The organism is Sphingobium sp. VMM, from assembly GCF_056790315.1.
Genome location: NZ_JBXGSI010000026.1, coordinates 1 through 19,577, shown reverse-complemented (window position 1 = coordinate 19,577; position 19,577 = coordinate 1). Strand labels below are relative to the sequence as shown.

At 63.3% G+C, this 19,577-nt stretch carries 21 protein-coding genes and 5 pseudogenes; 17 read left to right on the top strand and 9 right to left on the bottom strand.

Going from position 1 to position 19,577, the window contains the following annotated elements:
• Window positions 1–21: 21 nt before the first annotated feature.
• Window positions 22–435, top strand: coding sequence for a hypothetical protein (locus ACUCV3_RS24340; RefSeq protein WP_482241245.1), 414 nt, complete (start codon window positions 22–24; stop codon window positions 433–435).
• A gap of 20 nt (window positions 436–455) precedes the next feature.
• Here the strand turns inward: ACUCV3_RS24340 and ACUCV3_RS24335 are convergent, their stop codons facing one another.
• Complete coding sequence (locus tag ACUCV3_RS24335) at window positions 456–620, bottom strand: hypothetical protein (RefSeq protein ID WP_482241244.1); 165 nt, start codon at window positions 618–620, stop codon at window positions 456–458.
• A 130-nt stretch (window positions 621–750) separates the two neighbouring features.
• Here ACUCV3_RS24335 and ACUCV3_RS24330 point away from each other — a divergent pair, with 130 nt between their 5' ends.
• The 13 genes from ACUCV3_RS24330 to ACUCV3_RS24270 all read left to right on the top strand — a co-directional run bounded on the left by ACUCV3_RS24330 (window position 751) and on the right by ACUCV3_RS24270 (window position 12,771).
• Window positions 751–2,424 carry an ATP-binding protein gene (locus ACUCV3_RS24330; RefSeq protein ID WP_482241243.1) on the top strand — a complete coding sequence of 558 codons (1,674 nt, stop codon included), beginning with the start codon at window positions 751–753 and terminating at the stop codon, window positions 2,422–2,424.
• 64 nt (window positions 2,425–2,488) lie between these two features.
• Window positions 2,489–3,061 (top strand): DUF5983 family protein, encoded by a 573-nt coding sequence (locus ACUCV3_RS24325; RefSeq protein ID WP_482241242.1) that lies wholly within the window; start codon window positions 2,489–2,491, stop codon window positions 3,059–3,061.
• Window positions 3,058–3,900, top strand: coding sequence for a hypothetical protein (locus ACUCV3_RS24320; RefSeq protein WP_482241241.1), 843 nt, complete (start codon window positions 3,058–3,060; stop codon window positions 3,898–3,900). The genes ACUCV3_RS24325 and ACUCV3_RS24320 overlap by 4 nt, the downstream gene beginning before the upstream one ends.
• A gap of 61 nt (window positions 3,901–3,961) precedes the next feature.
• Complete coding sequence (locus ACUCV3_RS24315; protein ID WP_482241240.1) at window positions 3,962–5,164, top strand: ATP-binding protein; 1,203 nt, start codon at window positions 3,962–3,964, stop codon at window positions 5,162–5,164.
• 12 nt (window positions 5,165–5,176) lie between these two features.
• Window positions 5,177–6,460, top strand: a complete 1,284-nt coding sequence (locus ACUCV3_RS24310) for a hypothetical protein (protein ID WP_482241239.1) — start codon at window positions 5,177–5,179, stop codon at window positions 6,458–6,460.
• A 39-nt stretch (window positions 6,461–6,499) separates the two neighbouring features.
• Window positions 6,500–6,706 carry a hypothetical protein gene (locus ACUCV3_RS24305; protein ID WP_482241238.1) on the top strand — a complete coding sequence of 69 codons (207 nt, stop codon included), beginning with the start codon at window positions 6,500–6,502 and terminating at the stop codon, window positions 6,704–6,706.
• Entirely contained in the window at window positions 6,703–7,653 is a 951-nt protein-coding gene (locus ACUCV3_RS24300; RefSeq protein WP_482241237.1) for a hypothetical protein, read from the top strand. Before ACUCV3_RS24305 ends, ACUCV3_RS24300 begins: the two co-directional genes overlap by 4 nt.
• Before the next feature lie 620 nt (window positions 7,654–8,273).
• Entirely contained in the window at window positions 8,274–8,744 is a 471-nt protein-coding gene (locus ACUCV3_RS24295) for a DUF736 domain-containing protein (protein ID WP_062063578.1), read from the top strand.
• Between the two features lie 87 nt (window positions 8,745–8,831).
• Entirely contained in the window at window positions 8,832–9,110 is a 279-nt protein-coding gene (locus ACUCV3_RS24290; RefSeq protein WP_482241236.1) for a hypothetical protein, read from the top strand.
• Window positions 9,111–9,180: 70 nt separating this feature from the next.
• On the top strand, window positions 9,181–10,191 hold the full coding sequence (locus tag ACUCV3_RS24285) for a DUF2493 domain-containing protein (protein ID WP_482241235.1): 1,011 nt from the start codon (window positions 9,181–9,183) through the stop codon (window positions 10,189–10,191).
• Window positions 10,192–10,261: 70 nt separating this feature from the next.
• Complete coding sequence (locus ACUCV3_RS24280; protein ID WP_482241234.1) at window positions 10,262–10,480, top strand: DUF6117 family protein; 219 nt, start codon at window positions 10,262–10,264, stop codon at window positions 10,478–10,480.
• 515 nt (window positions 10,481–10,995) lie between these two features.
• A complete protein-coding gene (locus tag ACUCV3_RS24275) occupies window positions 10,996–11,976 on the top strand; it encodes an SLOG family protein (RefSeq protein ID WP_482241278.1) in 981 nt (326 codons plus the stop codon).
• 282 nt (window positions 11,977–12,258) lie between these two features.
• Entirely contained in the window at window positions 12,259–12,771 is a 513-nt protein-coding gene (locus ACUCV3_RS24270; RefSeq protein WP_482241233.1) for a hypothetical protein, read from the top strand.
• 15 nt (window positions 12,772–12,786) lie between these two features.
• Here the strand turns inward: ACUCV3_RS24270 and ACUCV3_RS24265 are convergent, their stop codons facing one another.
• Window positions 12,787–13,023 (bottom strand): hypothetical protein, encoded by a 237-nt coding sequence (locus tag ACUCV3_RS24265; protein WP_482241232.1) that lies wholly within the window; start codon window positions 13,021–13,023, stop codon window positions 12,787–12,789.
• Window positions 13,024–13,221: 198 nt separating this feature from the next.
• On the opposite strand from ACUCV3_RS24265, the gene ACUCV3_RS24260 reads away from it, so the two are divergent.
• The 3 genes from ACUCV3_RS24260 to ACUCV3_RS24250 all read left to right on the top strand — a co-directional run bounded on the left by ACUCV3_RS24260 (window position 13,222) and on the right by ACUCV3_RS24250 (window position 14,904).
• Window positions 13,222–13,569 (top strand): hypothetical protein, encoded by a 348-nt coding sequence (locus ACUCV3_RS24260; protein ID WP_482241231.1) that lies wholly within the window; start codon window positions 13,222–13,224, stop codon window positions 13,567–13,569.
• A gap of 334 nt (window positions 13,570–13,903) precedes the next feature.
• Window positions 13,904–14,461 (top strand): tyrosine-type recombinase/integrase, encoded by a 558-nt coding sequence (locus ACUCV3_RS24255; protein WP_230588603.1) that lies wholly within the window; start codon window positions 13,904–13,906, stop codon window positions 14,459–14,461.
• The gene (locus ACUCV3_RS24250) at window positions 14,461–14,904 is read left to right on the top strand and encodes a site-specific integrase (RefSeq protein WP_206046375.1); all 444 of its coding nucleotides are present in this window, start codon (window positions 14,461–14,463) and stop codon (window positions 14,902–14,904) included. The genes ACUCV3_RS24255 and ACUCV3_RS24250 overlap by 1 nt, the downstream gene beginning before the upstream one ends.
• Here ACUCV3_RS24250 and ACUCV3_RS24245 read toward each other — a convergent pair.
• The 7 genes and pseudogenes from ACUCV3_RS24245 to ACUCV3_RS24215 all read right to left on the bottom strand — a co-directional run.
• Window positions 14,879–15,001 (bottom strand): annotated as a pseudogene (locus ACUCV3_RS24245) (IS91 family transposase); the annotation flags it as partial. The gene ACUCV3_RS24250 and the pseudogene ACUCV3_RS24245 overlap by 26 nt on opposite strands.
• Before the next feature lie 9 nt (window positions 15,002–15,010).
• Window positions 15,011–15,628 carry a tyrosine-type recombinase/integrase gene (locus ACUCV3_RS24240; RefSeq protein WP_482241230.1) on the bottom strand — a complete coding sequence of 206 codons (618 nt, stop codon included), beginning with the start codon at window positions 15,626–15,628 and terminating at the stop codon, window positions 15,011–15,013.
• A gap of 3 nt (window positions 15,629–15,631) precedes the next feature.
• Entirely contained in the window at window positions 15,632–15,880 is a 249-nt protein-coding gene (locus ACUCV3_RS24235) for a phage integrase N-terminal SAM-like domain-containing protein (RefSeq protein WP_230588605.1), read from the bottom strand.
• Between the two features lie 392 nt (window positions 15,881–16,272).
• Window positions 16,273–17,303: pseudogene (locus tag ACUCV3_RS24230) on the bottom strand (IS110 family RNA-guided transposase).
• Window positions 17,304–17,547: 244 nt separating this feature from the next.
• A pseudogene (locus ACUCV3_RS24225) lies at window positions 17,548–17,661 on the bottom strand (IS5/IS1182 family transposase); the annotation flags it as partial.
• A gap of 299 nt (window positions 17,662–17,960) precedes the next feature.
• Window positions 17,961–19,116 (bottom strand): annotated as a pseudogene (locus ACUCV3_RS24220) (IS110 family RNA-guided transposase).
• A gap of 79 nt (window positions 19,117–19,195) precedes the next feature.
• Window positions 19,196–19,510, bottom strand: a pseudogene (locus ACUCV3_RS24215) (transposase); the annotation flags it as partial.
• Between the last annotated feature and the right edge of the window lie 67 nt (window positions 19,511–19,577).

Genomic DNA, 19,577 nt, shown 5'->3' with positions numbered 1-19,577 from the left:
CCATAGTCGAAAGGAAACCCGATGATTGGAATGCTTGAGCACGCTACTGCACCCTGCCGTTCGGACAGCGCACGCACCCCGCCGACACTAGCGGCCCTGCCGCTGGAAACGGGCAAGCTTTATCTTCGGCTCTATCATGGCCGCGCCACGGCCGGCGAGCAGATGGAGGACTGGGGCAGCGATGGCCCCGTGATCGGACCGCTGGCGTCGATCCATGTGACTTACATGAGCCAACTGCAATTCGCCGCGGCGCCGGACGTGATGGAACGCTTTTTCCCGGAGGTCATGGCACAGTGGCGCGCCGGCGGCGTCAGCAACGCTCACGGACCGCTTTGCGACTGCCAATTCAACGTGATCGACGATCTCATCGAATATGGCGGCATGCTATATGGGGACTGGTCGACTTTCCTCGCCGACGATCAGGCTGCTCGCTAGCATATCCTGCCCTTGCCCCATCATGGGCCGCCGGCCCCGCGCTCCAGCAACGGCAGCAGCATGACCTGAAGCGCATCTTCGGCGCGCTCCCGCCTGGTCACATCGCTCGAGGCCAGATCCTTTCTCATCCAGTCGGGTAATCGCCGAAGAAGGTCGCGCAATTTTACATCGTTTGAATGGCTCATCGCCCTCTCTTTGCAGGAGGGGCATCCTGGCGGCAACCGTCTTGTCCGCCTCGCATCTGCAACCCGGGATGAAAGGGGGAGGGGGGCGGCGCAAGAGAGGCGGACAGAGGGTCCGTCGCCGAGACCGGAGATGATCATGCCTCTTCCCGCCACCATCCAGACCGCCGTCAGCCAGGACGCGATCCGCCGCGCATCGCGTCTCTTCTCGGGCGACAGTCGGGACTGCCTCCACGAAATGTGCCAGAATGCGAGGCGCGCCGGCGCCACGCGGATCGCCATCGATCTCACCCGGCAGGATGGCCGCTTGTTTCTGCACATCCGCGACGATGGTTGCGGCATCGACGATCCGGCTGCCCTGCTGATGTTGGGGCATTCGGGCTGGGACCATGACATCGCGCGGTCCGAAGATCCTGCCGGCATGGGCATGTTCAGCCTTGCCGGCCGCACCGTCGACATCCAGTCCTTCTCACCATCGGCCGGCACGGCATGGAAAGTGCGCATCCCGGCACAGGCTTGGGACAGCGGCGCACCGCTACCGCTTGACCAGGGCACGATTAGCTGGGGCACGCTGATCTCTATCGAAATGCCCGATGACTGGCAGTTGGGTTTGAACGGCATTGTCGCGGATGTCGCGCTCCACTTTCCCCTGCCGATAACGATGAACGGGGTGTTGCAGCCGCGAGAGGATTTTCTGCGGGAAGCTCTGTTCGTCGAGGAAACCTGTGGATGCCGTATCGGCGTCTATAATCTCGACGCAGACTCGCAACATGGCCGCCGCATCAACTTTCACGGTTTGCGTGTCAAATGCGCCTTGCCCACAATTGGCGAGGTCAAGGACAGTTTCGATCACTGGGCCGTCCGGATCGATATTGTCGACGCGCCCGATATCCATTTGCTATTGCCTGCCCGCAAGCAGGTCATCGAAAGCACAGCGCTGCGGGCCCTTCGCGAAGCCGCGGAACGCGCCATCTACAAAGCCATCGGCACTAAGGCAGATCATCGTCTTGCATTTGCCAATTGGCAACGGGCAGGCGAACTTGGCGTGGAACTGCCTGAGGCGCGCTCCGGACTTTCAACCTGGCGCCCGGAAACGGCCGATGATTGTCATGGACGCGCCAGCGCAACGATGGCTCCCGAGGGCGCCATGCTGATTGTTCCCACGCTGGAGCCCGACATCGCGCAGGCTCTGGCGCTCGCCCGGGACAAGATACCGCTTCGGGACTTTCAACTGGTCGAAGCGGAACGTCCACTGCAAGGCTACGCCTGGTATGACGCACTGCCGATCATTGAGCAGATCTCCTTCCGCATTCACCGTGATGGCGCGGAATATCGCTATGACGACGAGACCTGCCTTCCTGCTGATATGGCTTCAGGCCTCAGCGACAGGATCGTGGTGGAACTGATTGTCGCCCGGATTGGGAACGAGGGTGCATCGCACAGCGTCCATACCGTCGAAATCCCGGCTCTTGTGTGCCGCAACGGCGGCTGGGATATGGAGGAGGCGCTCATCTTCGCGGCGCAGGAGGGTGGCATCAAACCCTCTCGGCTGGGCCGCATGATCTATGCGAGCCTCTTCTGTTCGAGTGACGACAGCGACTGCGATAGCTGGGAAACCCAGTCCCGCGCCTTCGAGCGCGACGCGCAGCACGAAGCGACCCGGATCCTTCTCGGAGACGATGCCGCTATCCTCGAAGCCATCAATATGAGCGCGTGGGATCATCTGGTCTGGTTGATCCCGCAGGATCGCAAGGTCGTCATTCACGCGGAGCGCGGCGGCATCACCGTCGACTTCCTGTCGAACTGAACTGCCGCCGGGAGCGCCTGGCGCTCCCGCTATTCCTGTCCACCATCTATGAAGGAGACCGGCCATGCGCCGCTTCCCCGTCTGCGCCTGCTCGACGGCGCATCTTCCCCTGGCCGAGCGCGACACCATTGACGGTCTGATCCGGAACGCGCCCAGAAAAGGTGGCCGTATCATCGTCGATCACCCGCTCTTGTCGATCGAACCACATCAATATGGCTTCTGGATCCATCTTGGCCTGCTCGATGACTGGCCCGAGCGCCCCGACGAACTTTCCCCTGAGCTCTGGGCTCTGTTGACTGACGCCCGCAAGAGCGGCGCCAACTGGATCAGCTTCGACCGCGACGAACCGCCTTGCGATCGATTTCCGGTCTTTCCCGAGATGACGGAAGTCGCGCCAAAGAACTCCGGCGATCTTGCCGAACCGGTGGCCACCGCCAGCCCTGTGGCCGGGAAAACCGCCCTTCGATGCGGTTCATGCGGCAGCGCTGATGTGATGCGCGACGCCTGGGCCTGCTGGGACGATGACATCCAGGACTGGGTACTCGGCTCGGTGTTCGACGCTGCCTTTTGCGAAGCCTGCGAGAACGACACGACATCGGTCGTGGAGACCGTTGAAACCAAGGAGGTTTCAGCATGATCATGCCATCAGGCTCCATAGACCATCCTGTCACCCATGTCGCGCTCAGCAGCCTCGAACGCTCGGCCTTGCAGGTCGCCCTATTCGATCCAGCAGCCGTTTCATCGATCCGGGGCGGCGCGCGGCTCAACTTGATCGATGCTGACGACAGCGGCACGCTTAAACATGTCGTCGCCCTCTGCGATTATCCCGATGCGCTCTGGCGCGCGGTGGCGCCTGCCCTTGTCGAAGCTCCGCCTCCCGCATCTGCACCGGTCACGCTGGCCAATCTCTACGCGTCCCGCGCCGTTCCCGATCCGCAGCAGCGTGCCTGCTTCATCGCGCTGACACCCGCCGAACTGGAAGCGGCGCTCGAGGCCGACTATCCCGATGCGCTGGACCGGTGCGACGCCATCGGCGCGCGCATCCATTGCATGCATCAGTTGCGCTGGTTCAACGATATCGTCGCCTTCCTGGCACCCGGCACGCTGTCGCAAACCGGATGGCAGGCTGCCGCACAGCAGATCGACCAGCCGGAAGGCCCTTGTTGGGCGCCTGAGCTTCTGCTGCGCCGCTGCTCGCTGTTCCACGATCCGAAACTGGACCGCGCGTCTGCACTGATCCGGGAAATCGAGGCTTCGCTCTGGGTTACCTGCGAGGCGCCTTTCGGAGCCGGGCAGGATTTCGACGCCTATCGAGCCGGCCTGTTCAGCCAGGTGATGGCCGACGCTTGCGCGCTGGGAATCCTCCACGATGACGGCGACCGCCAGTTCGCTGTCGTGACCGATGCCCTGGAAGCGGCCGGTCATGACTGGCGCAATGCTGGACCCATCATTCTTCCGGCAGCGATCGCCGCCTGAACTCCCCCTCCACATTCAACGCGAACGACCGCCTTTTGCGGCCGCTGAAGGAGTATGCCCGATGACCATTCCCATCAGCAATTTCACACGCGACGCCCGCGTCCCGCTCGGCCATTGCTCGACCGGCCCCCTGGAACTGGATCTCGGCAAACTGATGTCGGGCCGCTGCCTCATCCAGGGATCATCCGGCGCGGGCAAGAGCCAGACGCTGCGCCGGATCATCGAGGAAGCTTTCGACTATCTCACGACCATCATCGTAGACCCGGAGGGAGAGTTCGCCAATCTCGCCGCGCATATCGGTGCCACGACGGTTGTCGCGCGCGATTATGCCAATGACGGCCTTACCGCCCTTGCGCTCCGCACGCGCCAGCACCGCATTGCGCTGCACCTTGATCTCACCGATCTTGAACCCGATCACCGCATCGAGAAGGCCGCCGCCTTTTTCGCGGGGCTCCTCTCCGCCCAACGCGAACATTGGGCGCATACGGTGCTGGTATGCATCGACGAAGCGCATCTGCTCGCACCGCATATGGCGGCGTCCGCTCGCGACGCGGAAACCCGCCGCCTGGGTGTCGCCACGCTGGCCGACATGTGTGCACGGGGGCGCAAGCGCGGCATCGGCACGATCATCGCCACGCAGCGCCTCGCGAAACTCGCCAGTTCGGTGGTCTCGGAACTGCATAATCATCTGATCGGCCTCAACGTGTTCGACCGCGATGTTGCGCGCGCCGCCGACCTGCTCGGGTTCGGCAGCGATCAGGCAGCGCTGCTGCGCCTGCTTCCGCCCGGCGAGTTCTTCGCCTTCGGTCCCGCGCTGGCCGCAACGCCTGTGCTCGCCAAAATCGATCCGACGATCACACCGCATATCGGCCGCACGCCCGATCTGGTGGCCGCGGCCGACCTTGACCCGGACGAGAGCCGCACTCTGCTCGACCTTGAAAATCTGCGCGAGGTCGCACCGAGCAGGACCAGCCATGCCGCCATGCGGGGGCAGCGTGCGCTCGATGCCTTTCTGCTCGACCCTGCCGCTCCCGCCGCCGCGCGCATTGTCGGGGCCTTGGGCAACATAGCGCCCAATGCCACCACGGCCGACGATCTTGCGCGCCATCTCGCGCTAGCCGCCAACGATGTGGACGCCGGGCTCGATCTGCTCGCTGCCATCGGCGCGTCCGACACGATGCCGCGGGGGGATACGCGTATTGCGCGTCTGTCGGCCCGGTTGCGCCTGCGCGTCGTCGATACGCCCGTCGTCGGCCTGGTCTGAGAGGCGCCCACCATGACCCAGAACAGCTTCGATCTCGACGCCGATATCGTCGAACTGACCCCCTTTGTCCCCGAAGCGGAAACCGCTCCAACCGCGCCGCTCTCCGAACTGGCTTTCCGTGCGGACGCATGGCTCCCCGATGAGACAAATCGCTTGCGCGCCGCCTTTGCCGAAGATCGCACGATCGACGAGATCGCCGCCGTGCTCGGCAGGTCCCGGGCAGGTGTCGCCACGCGTATCCATGACCTTGGCCTGCGCCGCAACTCCCGGCGATCCTGGAACGACTGGGACGACGAGGAAATGGCACGTTGCTACGCACATGTCCCGACGGCAACGCTGGCCGCCCGGCTCGGCCGGGGCGTGAGTGCCCTCTATGCCCGCGCGCGGCTGCTCGGCCTGTCCGAGCCCGGGTCCCCACCCTATAGCGGATGGGAAGATGCGCAACTTCGCGCCGGCTATGAACAGGGCGTTCCGGTCGCCCAGATTTCGAGCCTCATCGGGCGGCCGCTAAGCGGTGTCATCGCGCGCGCATCGGTGCTGGGCCTGCGTCATGCCTGCCAGCCCGACGACTGGAGCGACGCGGAAATGACCCGTGCGCTCAACCTCGCCGCCACGGGCGCGCGCTATATGGCCATTGCCCGGATGTTGGCCCACGAAGGCTTTCCCGAGCGCAACAGCCGCAGCCTGGGGCAGCGCCTGCGCCTGTTCGGCTATGGACGGGGCTGGGGACGTGCGTGGATCGCGGAAGAGGATGATCTGCTCCGCCATGCCTATGCGACCGGCGCCAGTCTCACGCCGCTACGGGAAAGGCTGGGCCGTTCGTCCCATTCCATCCGATGGCGCGCCGAAGCCCTGAAGCTTCGCGGCACGCATGTTCGCCGTGACGGATTTCGGCAGGGGCCGGTCTGGACCGCTGAGGATGAAGCGCGTCTGCGCGCCGATTATGGCAAAATCCCGACGCGCGAGATCGCCAAGGCATTGGGGCGCGGGCTTCGCGCCGTGCTCTACCGCGCCAATCATCTGGGCCTCGTCCACGGGTTCATGCGCCCGTTCAGCAGCGATGAAGACCGGGCTATCCGCAGCGCCTGGCTCCATGGCGTTTCGATGGTCGATGTAGCACAGGCGCTCGGCCGCGATCCGGCGGTGATCGGCAAGCATGCGGCGTGCATCGGCTACCGGTTCAATGATCCGGCAAGGCCCAGCCGGGGACCGCGAACGCGCCGGGCAAGCCGCGCGCCGGTGACGCTGGAAAGTCTCCTCGCTCTTGTTCCACCCGATCTGCCGATCGCGGCCTGATCGATTTCCATTCCCGGTCAGCTCCTTTCGGAGGTTCCCATGGCTCTGCCAGTCCCGCCCGCCTGCCTTTCACCGCTCAGAAGCCAGTTATCCTCCTTCGATCGCGCCTATCGCATTGCGCTGAACCTGCGGCGCGCCACCGGCGTCCCCCACTATGTCGTGCACGGCATCGCGCCTTTCCAGGCCTATCGCGTCACGACCCGTCCGCCGCCATGGCCGGATCGTTGGCTGGCGATGGTCACATGAGCGCGGGCAGTCGGGCGCCCGTCGTCGCGGCATGGGGGGCGGGCACCAATTCGACAGCGATGATCATTGAACTCGTTCGGCGCGGCGAAATCCCCGAGATGACGTTGCTGGCCGCGATGCCCGAACAGCCGCACACGCGCAGGCTTATCCCGATATTTCGCCAGTGGATGGACGATCATGGCGTTCCCAACGAGATCGTTGAATATCAGGCCCGGTTCTTCAAACATTGGCCACCCTACACCTCGCTGTTAGAGGCGAATTTGACGAATGGCACATTGCCGTCGATAGCCTTCGGGCGGCATAGCTGTTCGGCCCGTCATAAAATTTCGCCGCAGGATAAATGGGTCAAGGCATGGCCTCCGGCGCAACACGCCTGGGCAAAGGGACGCAAGATTGTCCGCCTGATCGGCTACGATTGCTCCGCTCGCGACAATCAACGTTACGCACATCGCGTGGGGCATGTCGATCCGCTCTTCGAGTACAGATACCCGCTGAGAGAATGGGGTTTTACACGAGAAGATTGTGAGCGCCTTATCGCGGATGAAGGTCTGCCTCCTTTTTATAAAAGTTCGTGCTTCTTTTGTTCCGGAATGCAGATTTCAGAGGTCCGCGCTCTACCGCGCGAGGAATTGCGCCTTATCGTTCTGCTCGAAGCGCGCGCCGCGCCGAGGCTTCGAACCGTCGAAGGACTATGGCGCAAATCGACCAAGAAACGTCCCGGTTCAATGACCGCGTTCATCCGTGCCGAAGGCTTGCTCGATCCCGATGAGATTGACGAGATCATCGCGACGGCGCCGCTCGACCTTCTCGAATTCCAGCGTGCCGCCGCAGCCGTTCCGATCGAGCAGCGATCCCATATCAGCACATGGATCGAGCGTTTCAATGCCGGGCGGGCCTGTGCTTCCCCGTCAATCAATGATCCGGATGAGTTCCCCCGAGCAGCCTGATTCCAGTTTCTCGTCCACCATCGCACCTCCCTGATAACGGAAGCCATACGGCCATTTGGGACGATGGCCGACAAGATCAGCATAGTCCGCCCAAAGGCATGCTCCGCCGCCTCGCAGCCAATGCGGTTCAGTGCGCCTTGCTGTCGGTCCCACAAATTATCCCCCATGAGACAGAAGTCTGCGGCGATCCCGCCGTGCGGCCCGCCGCCATCCCCCGATTGTTCCCGATACCGGAAACGCACCGGCTGGTGCCGTTCCAGCATGGGTCCGCCGGTACTGCCTGCAGGGACCGCCTGATTATGCTGCCCGCGCCGCTACCTCTACGTCCGCTGGCGTAACGCCAGCGCGGCTACCGCCGCGCCTCCAGCCTCGCTCCCCAGCCCCTCTTCGGCCCCCCACCTCCGTCCCGGCTTCGCGCCATGTCGCGGTGGTCGCGCAGAGTTGTGGGCGGGCTGTGGCGTTGCGCGCGGGGCAGGCGGTGCGGCGTCGCGCGGGAGGCAGCGGAGCGCTGGTCCACGGGCGGACGGCGCGCGGGGAGAGGGCGGGACAGAGAGGAGAGAAGGACCGGGGAGGGTGTCGCCGGAGAATGGTTTCCGAGCGACATTCGAAAGGTCAAGACGATGAACATCGGTGAAATCTTCAATGTGAACAACCGCCTGACGGGCTCGATCGCCACCCGCACGATCGACCTGCCCCGCATCGGGCTGCGCAAGGTGATGAGCGAGAACGAGAAGGCCCCGGTCTACGAGATCCTCGCCCTCAACGTCGCACGCCGCTGGGTCCAGATCGGCGCGCTGTGGGAAGCCGTGTCGAAGCGCACGGGCGAGGTCTTCCTCGCCGGCAATATCGACGACCCCAGCCTGCCCGAACCGATGCCGATCGCGCTCTTCCCGGCCGATCATGGCGGTTACATGGTCGCATGGCGGCGCGACACCATGCGCTCCGACTTCGGCGGCGGCATGGGCGTCAGCCGCACCAACTATGACGATCGCGGCCCGCGCGATCAGGGCGGCTTCGGCGACAGCACCGTGGGTGCAGGCGGCGAACTGACCGGCGCGGGTGCGCCGTTCGGCGAGGAGGATCCGTTCTGATCGCCGGTTGATCGGAACAGGTTCCGGGCCGGGGAGGCGTCAGGCTTCCCCGGCCCTTTTCTTTTCTCCTGTCTGAGGAGGCAGTCCATGCCGCTCCCTTCGTTGCACGACCTCGCCCCGTTGGCCGATCTCTCCGCGCTCTGCGCCGCGATCATGGCCAGTCCCGCCATCCGGGACATGCTTTCGCCGCCGTTGGCAGCGGCCCACATTCCCGAGATCCCGACGGGGATCACCTGCGGCGAGATCATCGCTGCCATTTACGACCTGCTCGAGGGCACGCCCTTTGCCCCGCATGCCGCCGAAATCGTCGGAGCCGTCCTGACGCGCTCGGCCGCCTTCGCCGGCATCCGGGCGATCCTGCACTGATCCGACACCGGGGGGCGGGACGCCAGGGCGTCCGCGCCCCTTTTTCTTTTCATGTCCACGGAGAACTCCCATGACCAGAGAACATTCGCGCAGCATCAGCCGCTTCGCAGACCTGCCGGCGCTGTTCGCCGAGATAACGGCGACGCCGGAATTCAAGCGCGCCTTCGGCGACCCTATTCCGCTTTCGATCATCAGCCCGGGGGACGAACCGGGCGAACATGACATGCCCGAGCCGCTTCACGCGCAAGCCGACTGTGCCGGCATCATCGCGACGATCTTCGATCTGCTGACCGACACCCGTCTCGATGCGCTTGCGCCCGAGATTACATGGGGCATGGTCAACAGCTTCCACTTCGTCGCCGGCAAGCTCGAGCGACAGGAGGATGCGCTGGCTGACGAACTGCGCGACATGATGCGTCGTGCCGACCCTTCCGAGGTGTTCAACACCGAGCTGGAGGAGAAGCAGCTGCTGTGCCAGTCGCTGAGCGAACAGCGCGAGGCGGTCGAGTGCATGCGCGACTATGCCGCCGACACCTTTCGGGTGCTTTCGGGCCGCCCATGGTCGCCCGCACGCGGCTCGCGCGTATCGAAGGTCGCCACCGCCACGCAGGTATCGATACAGGATTTCCTGCGCGCCCGTGAACTGGCCGAACGCGAGCGCTACCGCCCGCGCGGTCCGATCGTCGTCGCTTCGGGCCATGCCGAATGGCATGACTGGCAGCAGCTGTGGGACCGGCTCGATACCATCCTCGAGCGCATTCCGCACATGACGCTGGTGACGACCGCGCAGCGCAAGGGCTTCGACGCGATCGTGGCTTCATGGGCCGGTAACCGCGAGGTCCAGCTCGTGACCTATTCGCTGACGGGCTCGGGACGCGGTGCGCCCTTCGCGCGCAACCGCAAGCTGGTGGATCTCAAGCCCGTCGAAGCCTTGCTGGGGGAGGGGTCGGGCATTCAGGCGAACCTCTATCAGGCCCTGCGCAAGGCAGGTGTCCCTATCCATGCCTTCCGCAAGGCGGATCAGGCTCCGGCTGAGAAGATCGCTCTGCCAGTGCAGGGCCGGCTCCGTCGGGCGGCATAAGAACCGCGAGTTTCATTCATCCTGTCGGGGACGGCGCTTCGCGCTGTCCCCATTTTCATGGAGACGTGTCATGGCGATACCCGATCATCACCGAGCCAATTTTCAGACATTGCTGCATGCCGCCCTGAGCGGCGATCTCGCATTGATGGAGTGCGTGGATGCGGTTTCCGGCGAGCCACGCTTTGTCGTGTGCGCCGTCGGCCGGAGCGGGGACGAATATCTTTTCACGCCGTTCGGGCACTTGCATGAGGGCGATCCCTTCGACGCCTATGTCCCGCCGGCAGCCTGAGCGGGGCGCGTGCCCTCGATCAGGCAGAAGGGAGATGCGGGCATCACGAGCAAGCTCGCAATACCCTTCCATTCCCATCATCGTCATGGAGGCATCGGTTGGCGTCAAGGACGGCGGGGACCCACCATTTTGCTCCGCAAAATCGTTGCCCCCACCGCCGCTTCGCGGCCGCGTGCCGCGGTCCTTGACCCCGGCCCTCACCGTCCATGGATTTGAGGGAGGCGCCCGGAGGCACCCATTTGCGAATCAGGGGCATCGAGCCCCAGATTCGCAAAGCCTCTTCTCTCTCTCAAGAATTCCTATGGTGGCACGGGACCGCGTCGGCCTCAAGGACGACGGGGCCCCACCATTTTTCCGGGCGGGTCGGGCGTCGCGCCTGGCCTGCGATGATGGTCGCCGCCCAAAAAAATCGTGACCCCCATCGCCGGCTGCGCCGGTCGCTCCGCGATCCTTGACCCCGTCGCTCGGAGCCCGTGCCCAAGGGGGAACCTCTTTCGTTTCAACAGGAGGTTCCAATGACGACTATCAACCGCACCGTCCGCCCGTTCTGCGACATCGCCGAATTCATCGCGCAGGAAACGACGGCCACGGCCGACGATTTCCACGCCGCCTTCGCCTCCAATCTGGAGGGCATCCGTATCGGACGCGATGAGGAGGAGATGGCGACCGACATGCCCGATCCGAGGGAAGCGCAGCTCGCCGTGGAACTCATCGTCACGACGCTCTTCGACGTGCTGCGGGACACCCGGTTGCAGCCTGCTGCCGAACGCCTCGCATGGGGCATCGTCAACAGTTTCCATCATGTCGCCCAGCAATGGGAGGGGCAGGCCGACAAGGCGACCCGCGAGGTTCAGGACCTGCTGCGGTGCGCCGACGGCAGCGAGATCCACGGCGTCGAACTCGAGCAGGCACGCGACACTCTGGAATTTCTCGACGAAGCCACCGACGCCCTGCGGTGCATGCGCGACCATGCCGCCGACGTCTTCCACACCGAAACCGGACGGCCATGGTCGGCACCGAAGGGGTCGCTGGTCTCGAGCAAGCGCACCGCCTCGGTCATAGCCGCCACCGATTTCCTTGCCGCCCGCCGCCAGCGCCGCACCGACGCGCACAACCCGCAAGGGCCCATCGTGATCTTCTCAGGCGGAGCGGACACATGGTTCGACGACCGCCTCATCTGGGCGAAACTCGACGAAGCGAAAACCCGCAATCCGCTGATGCTGCTGGCGACGACCGCACAGGACAAGGGGTGCGACGCCATGGCCGCAGCGTGGGCAGCCTCCCGCAAAGTGAAGCTCATCACATTCCGCCTCAGCGCAAAGCTGGGCAAGCGGGCGGGGTTCGTGCGCAACGAGCAGATGGTGGGCCTGCGACCCGTCGAAGCGCTGGTCTGCGAAGGATCGGGACTGCAATCGCACCTCGCGCGTCTCGTGAAGGAGAAGCGTATCCCGGCGCGGTTCGTCAGGCTCAACGATCAGGGATGGGAGGCGCAGTGAGCTTCCCCAAGAGGATCGGTCCGGTTCGCCGGGCCGGTCCTCACTTCTTTTTTCGAGCGTAGCTCTCGCCCCCGCTCAGGGACCCGCAGGCGGGTCCGTCGCGGGCGCGATGCGGAACCGCCAAAGCGGTCCCGGCCTCCTGCGCGCGGCTTCGCCGTGCTCGTCGCAGGGACACCCTTCGGGTGCGGTTTTGGCGGGGTGGGTTGAGGCGGCAAGGTCCGGTTCCGCCGCATAGAGGAGAGGAGGGCAGGGACGATTGGTTCATTCGAGGAGATTAAAGCCATGTCCGACCATATCCTTCCATCATCCACGAACCCGGCGGTCTTCATTTCAGGATCGCTGTCCATTACCGCGCTTCCCGAACCCGTCATCGAGCGTATCGACGGTATCGTCGAGCGCGCGCTTCCTGTCCTGATCGGGGATGCACGCGGTGCGGACCGTGCCGTCCAGCGCTTTCTTTCCGATCGAAATATCGATGCCGTCATGGTCTATTGTTCGGGCGATGGACCGCGCAATAACCTCGGGAAATGGCCCACCCGAAACATCCCGTCTTCCGGGGCGAAGGGCACCGCCGCCTATCACACGCCCAAGGACATGGCGATGGCGCAAGATGCATCCTGCGGGTTCGTGATCTGGGACGATCGCAGCCGTGGGAGTCTCGCAAATATCCACCGATTGGCGGCGCGGGGATGTTTCATTGTGATCTGGCTTGATCCGGAAGAGCGGTTCATTACGCTCCGATCGGATTCCGACAGGGACAGCTTCCTCGAGGCGCATCCCTGTCGGAACCTCTGATTGCCTGCGGCGCGATCAGGTCGCTGCCGGCAATCCCTTGAGCGCCGTTAGCGCAACACTGCCACCCACCCGGATCGCCTGTGTCAGAAGCTCGCGGAAATCCTTTTCCGTGAGCTTCTCCACCGGCAGGTCCGCTATCATCGCGGCATATTTGCCTCGCAGGGAACGGCGCGCGCTTTCCAGTTCACCGTTCATCTTGCGCTGACGCGCTTCCAGATCGGCAAGCCGATCCCTTTCCGTCATCTTCGGCATTTCCATCGTCCTTCCCCGATGGCCTGCCCGTCACCTGTAACTCTGCCACATCGACGGACCAGCGCAAGCGGGGATTGCCGCTTCCTGCGGAACCGGCGGGGCGTCGCGCCTGGCCGCTCCTGTCGATCCTTCACTGACCCATCCCATCCATCGGCCTGCGGTGCCTGTCGCCTGCGGCCCCCTTTCAAGGAGGCTTCCATGCTTGCTATCGAACCCGATTACGACCGGTTCGTCGAAACCCATGAACCCCATTACTTCCATGCGCAGGCGCGGGGCTTCGCGCTCATCCGCAAGATCGAGCGATACCTCAAAAGCGCCAATTCCTACGCTGGCCGATATTATGGCTACACCGATCACGAAACCGGCGATGTCGTGATCACCGGCGAGTGCGACGAGGAATATGAAGCCGAATGGAACAAGGCATCGGACCTCGCCTGCATGGCTGCCCGGTCCAATGCATATTGGATCATTCGGGCGCAGGGTCGGGACGACGAGGCCGCCATGCTCATACATCAAGCGCATATGTTGATCGCCCAGCAAGGCTAATTGCACCTCGGGATCGGGCCTGACGCCCGGTCCTTTTTTTGTATTTGCGAAGACCCCACCCATGATCGACATCCCTCAAACCATCATGCCGATGTTCTCGGCAAATCTGCAGCAAGAGTGCCCCGCGCCTGCCGGTGCGAGGCTGCGCAGCGCGAGCGCGCTGCGTAAGGCGGGACGCACGGCGCGAGGCCGTTTTGTGATGGACCCTACGCACGGGTGCAGCGGGCGTATTAGCCTGTAGAAACAAGGTCATATTGCCGTAAGACCCGTATGACCCGGTTCCAGGGGAGCGTCGTACGCGGACCACGACGCCGACGAGGTCGGCCCTATCCCGTTGAGTTACCTTGAAATAATTTGTGGTACGCGTCAGACGCGGTTTCAGGATCTGTTCGACCGCCACCTTCATGAAAAGGGCTGGACTCGCTGGTGCATCGGACTGCGGGCCGGCGACGTGGCGCAGCTCCGCCTCACCGATATCGAGTGGCAGGCGGGTTCGCTGCGGATTACGGGCAAGTCGCGCCATGAAGTTCGCTTGCCGCTGCCCCAGGACGTCGGGGATGCGGTCGCGGCCTATCTCGAATGCCGACCGTCTTTCTGCCGAAGTGATCGCGTGTTCCTGAGCACGATCGCGCCCAGTCGCCCGTTCCTAAACGGTGACGCCGTCTCTTCGGTGGTCAGGCGCATCATGAAGCGGGCTGGCCTCGTGACACCGTTCAAGGGTGCGCACGTCCTGCGGCACACCGCGGCGACCGAGATGCTGCGCCACGGGGTGCCGCTCGACAAGATCGGTCTGGTCCTCCGGCATAGTGGCATCGACACTACGGCCCACTACGCCAAAGCCGATGTCACTCTTCTGAAGCAGGTGGCGCAGCCATGGCCGGAGGCGCTCTGATGTTGAAGACCATCGAGACCTATCTCGCACTGCGTCGTGCCACGGGCTTTGCGATGTCGAATGCCGAGTATTTGCTCAAAAGCTTCGCCGGCTTCGCGACTGAGCGCGGACAGGCGTATGTTCAAACGCAAACAGCCATCGATTGGGCCGCACTGGGACCGTCGATTGCGCAACGCGACGCGCGACTGAAAGCCGTCTGCCGCTTCGCACGCCATATCCGCGTCGAAGACGTGCGGCACGAGTTGCCCCCGCGCAATCACTTCGGTGCCCAAAAAAGGCGCCGGCCACCGCACATTTACTCGGGCACGGAGATCGCTCGCCTGATCGAAGCCGCTAGCCAGCTTCGACCTCAAGGAGGCCTGCGCCCGCTGACTTATGCGACCTTGATAGCCCTACTCGCGGTCACGGGGTTGCGCATCGGCACAGCTCGACCGCCGACATGACGCGGCGTTCGACGCGACCGAGATGGCCGTCATGGGCCAGGCGAAAAGCAGCACCGTGGCGGCGGAAAATATCCGCCACCTCCAGATCGGACCGCACGGGGTCGGCTCAGGCGGGCGGCACCACCTCGATGGTCAAACGATCGAGTGGGCTCTGCGTGCTTGCGATCGTCGTCGTCGCCACATGCGTGTAGCGCGCCGTCGTCGACAGGCTGTTGTGCCCGAGCAAGACCTGGATGATCCGGATGTCGACGCCGCTCTCGAGCAGATGGGTAGCGAAGCTGTGCCGCAGCGTGTGCACGCTGACCTTCTTGGTCAATCCCGCCGCCTTGGTCGCGGACCGGCAGGCCGAATGGAGCACGGAAACGTTGATCGGCTTGTCGCCGCGACCCGGAAACAGCCAGTCGCTCGGCCGCGCCAGGCGCCAGTAGGTCCGCAAGATACCGAGCAGTTGTGGAGAGAGCATGACCGTCCGGTCCTTGCCGCCCTTGCCGTGACGGACCTGGATAACCATGCGCGCGCTGTCGATATCAGCAACCTTCAGGTTCACCGCTTCCGAAACGCGCAAACCCGCGGCATAGGCCGTGGTCAGCGCCGTGCGTGCCTTCAGGGACGGCACCGCCTCAAGCAGGCGCACGATCTCGTCGGCGCTCAAGATCACCGGCAGCTTGCGGGGCGTGCGCGCATAGGCGATCCGCTCGGGAATCTCCGCCCGCTTCAGCGTCACGCCTTAGAAGAAGCGCAGCGCGCAGACAGTCTGGTTCAGCGCCGGCCAGGAAATGCCCTGCGACACCAGATACACTTGAAACGCGCGGACATCCTCCAGCCCCAGGCGGTCCGGCGAAGGGCCGAAATAACGGCTGAACTTCGTCACGGCATGGAGGTAGGATCGCTGCGTGGCTGGCGACAGGTTGCGAAGCATCATGTCGTCGATCATGCGACGGCGCAGCGGGCTCACCGCTGCCAAGGTGTCGGTCATGGATGGTCTCCTGATCAGGGGTTGGTCTTCAGCAACCAAACCTTCCCATCAGGAGGCCATTCCAGCCAGCGAACAACCCAGTGCCGCGTCAGCGGGTCGTCTAATCGCCCCTCGGTCAAGTCCAACGAATTGATCGTTCATAAAGATGCGCCGCGTGTGCCGGGTACAGGGTCGTCTACGCGGTCGATACAAATTTGATCGCCGCAGGATGGGTTCCGTAGCCGAGATCTTCCTATGTTCGTGACGCAATCTGCTCGCAAGGGGCAGTTGCTTCCCGCTTCGCGGAATGATCCCAACCGCGTCCCGGCAGGGACGGCTCGGCACGCCCCGAACGGGCGCTAACTGATGAAACGATAGATGATGCTGGTTCCGGCGCTTTTTCCTCCTATTGGTCAGGCCGGGGCAGTGGCTCCGGCATTTGGATCAAACAGCTCACCCGTCTTCAGCATCGAGTGCATGATTACCGCCAGTTTGCGCGCAAGGGCGACAGCGGCCCGCTTGAATCCCAAACGCTCTTTCAGCGCGAGTGCCCATGTTCGCAACGCGCTGGTCTCCGACGACCTGTTCAAATCACCGAGGCCGCGTCGTACAACAACGTGCGTAGCTTAGCGTCACCACGACGCGAGATGTGACCTTCATAGTCAACCTCGCCTGACTGATATCGCTTCGGGGTCAGCCCGACCCAGGCGCCCACCGCGCGCGAGTTCTTGAAGTTGATCGAATCCTCCACTGCTGCTGCAAAGGCCGTGGCGGTGACCGTACCCACGCCAGGTACCGAGGCGAGTAGGCGGCAGCGTTGATCCGTGCCGGCCATAACAACCAGCTGCTTGGTCAACTCCGCCACGCGAAGCCGAATATCGCCCCAGGCCTTAAGCAGTGGTAGGATGATGCGCGCCAAATTGTCTTCGTCTTCCAGAAGCGTAACTACGTTGCGCTCAAAGACGCTGCCTGCGCCTTTGGGTATTACGAGACCGAACGTCTTCATCAGCCCGCGTATCTGGTTCGACATCTGCACCCGCATCTTCATAAGTTGGCGTCGTGCTGCAATCAGCGTCCTCATTAACATGCTGTCGAAGCCTTTGACGCGGATCTCCCGAAAGAAACCTACCTCGGCCAAATGCGCCAGACCGTCAGCGTCGTTCGCGTCTGTCTTGTTCGCGGCCATGTCGAGAGCCGCCTTGGCATGGCGCGCGTCTATGCAGATCGCTGGCAAACCCTCCGCAGTCAGCGCATGAAAAAACCAAACCGAAAGAGGCCCTGTCTCGAACACCACGCGCTTTGCATTCGGCGCGCGTTTGCGGATCACTTCTGCGAGCAGCTTCGGATCCGACGGACACTTGCCACGCCAAACGCGCTTGCCATCCTGACGAATCGAAATCGAAGTGTCTTTCAGGGAAACATCGAGTCCTATATGCTGGTCCACGGTTGTCCTCCATCTGATGCTGGGCCCGGTCCAAAATCGTGAGCCCGTTCTTCATCTAGCGGGGGGCAACCAACCTTCCAGTAATCTCGAGCCCCTTGCCCATGGCCGGCGCTCCCGCGATTACGTCATGTTCGTTCGTTCAATCAATCATAACCGACTCATCCGATTCAACAATTTTCGACAACTACTTGATAAGTGATTCAAAAACTTATGGGTAATCGCAAGCCTCCCCGGATGCGTACGCTTCGCCCCCGGTCAGCGCCACCGCTATGGGCAGGCCCAACGCATTGATGCGGAGATGGATCTTGGTCGTAAAGCCACCTTTTGAGCGGCCAAGACCCTGACGCGGAGTCCCCCTCATATGATGAGTTGAAGGTCAAGGGGATATCTCGTCGTTTCGTATCTCCCGGTCGGCATCGGCATCCAGCTGAGCCCGTTCACGAGTACCGGCGGGTGTGCCTCGCCTGTACCACCTCATATCCGGTCGCCGCTCGGGACGGCTGCACCATAATCCCGCATTCGGGGACGCGGCTCAGGAGAACGGAACCCTTCTTTTGAGCGGCGTTGGAAGCCATGGGGGGGCTTCGGTCCGTTCGCCTGGATCCGTCAGGACCGATCAGGTCCTGAGGATTGGAGTGTATCGCGAGCAGCCCTTCGCTACGCTGCGGTCATGGCGACTCCCTCGATCACGACCCCTGCGGTCACGTAATTCCACAAGGCAACGAGCAGCTTGCGCGCCAGCGCGACGATCGCGACCTTTCGACCTCGCCCGCCGCTGTGGCTTGCCCGTTTCATGGAACCAGCGTGTGAGAGCCGCGTCCGGCTGATAGCGCAGCCATAGCCATGCCAGCTGGATCATCGTCGTGCGCAGTCGTGGATTGCCTGCTTTCGAGACGCCCTGTTCACGATCGATCGAGCCGCTTCGCCAAGGCGAGGGTGCAAGCCCTGCATAGGCCGCGACCTGGCGCCGATTGTCGAACTGTCGGAATAGTCCCTCGCTCGTGAGGATGTTGGCGGATTCCGCGCCGATACCCTTGATCCCCGTCAGCATCGCTTGAGGCGAGGTCTCATGGGCTTGGGAGCACAGGGCATTGCGTTCGGCTTCGACGGCCTTGATCTGTCCGTCCAATAGCTCGAGCCGGTCCAGTTCACGACAAAGCTGTGCCTTGAGATGGGTAGGCAATGGGCGGCCGTCGCCGGTTCGCAGTTCTTCCAGGCGCTCACGGCGGTCGCGACGAACAGGCTCATAATGCCGGATGCCGACGCCAAAGAGCAGCCCCTTGATCCGGTTGACGTGCCGTTTGCGTTCCTCGATCAGCGCCTTGCGCTCTCGGCCAATCCGGCGGCGATCCTCATCCTCGACTGCAGGCACACGGACCATCGTGCAGACGCGAGGCTCACCGCGCATCCATGCCATCAGCGTGCGGACCAGCGTCTCTCCGTCGATGCGATCGGTCTTCGCCTGGCGATGCCGGCGTGACACCGCGATCGATGCGGCATCCACGACATGGCTTGCGATCCAACCTTCCGCCTCAAGCGCGCGATGGATCCAGAAGCCATCAAGCCCCGCTTCCTGGATGACCACTACACGATAGAGCCTGCCCTCCCGGGCCCGTGTCTTCTCACGCAAGGCACCCAAGCAGGCCAGCAATGCGGGCAGGTCGCCGCCCGGCACCCAGTGACGCGACATCCGCTCGCTGCCAGGCGATAGCGAGGTCGCCAGCCAGGTCGATTTCGACAGTTCCAGCGAAACGAAAATTGCGCCAAGGTCAACCCAGATGGCGGCAGGCGGCGAGATTGATTCTGCTGACATGGCAAATCCTTTCAGAGAGGTTGGTAGCAAACCGACTCTGATCTCCCTCAGGCCGCTGTCCACTTCTCATCATGGGATCTTTTGCGCGGGCTGAACAGTGGTGCGCCCGGATTATTGTGCTGTCGATCATCTGTAGGCTGGGGTTGCCGCCCCCGCTTTCGTTGAAGGCTTCGAGCAGCAACTCCCACAAGCCTGACAGCGTCCAGCGCCAGAACTGGCGGTAAACCGATGACCATTTGCCAAAATGCTCGTGCAGGTCGCGCCGGGCCACGCCCGTCCGTGCGATCCAGAAAATCCCATCGAGGACGAGGCGGTGATCTCGCGGGCGCCGCTCGCTGCGCGCCCTGCGCTCGATCACAAACGGCTCAAGACACGTCCATTCCTCGTCGCTCATCAAACCCCGGATCAAGACAGCCTCCCACTTGGCTACCTTCGAGACGCCGGCCCATTACGGCATCTAG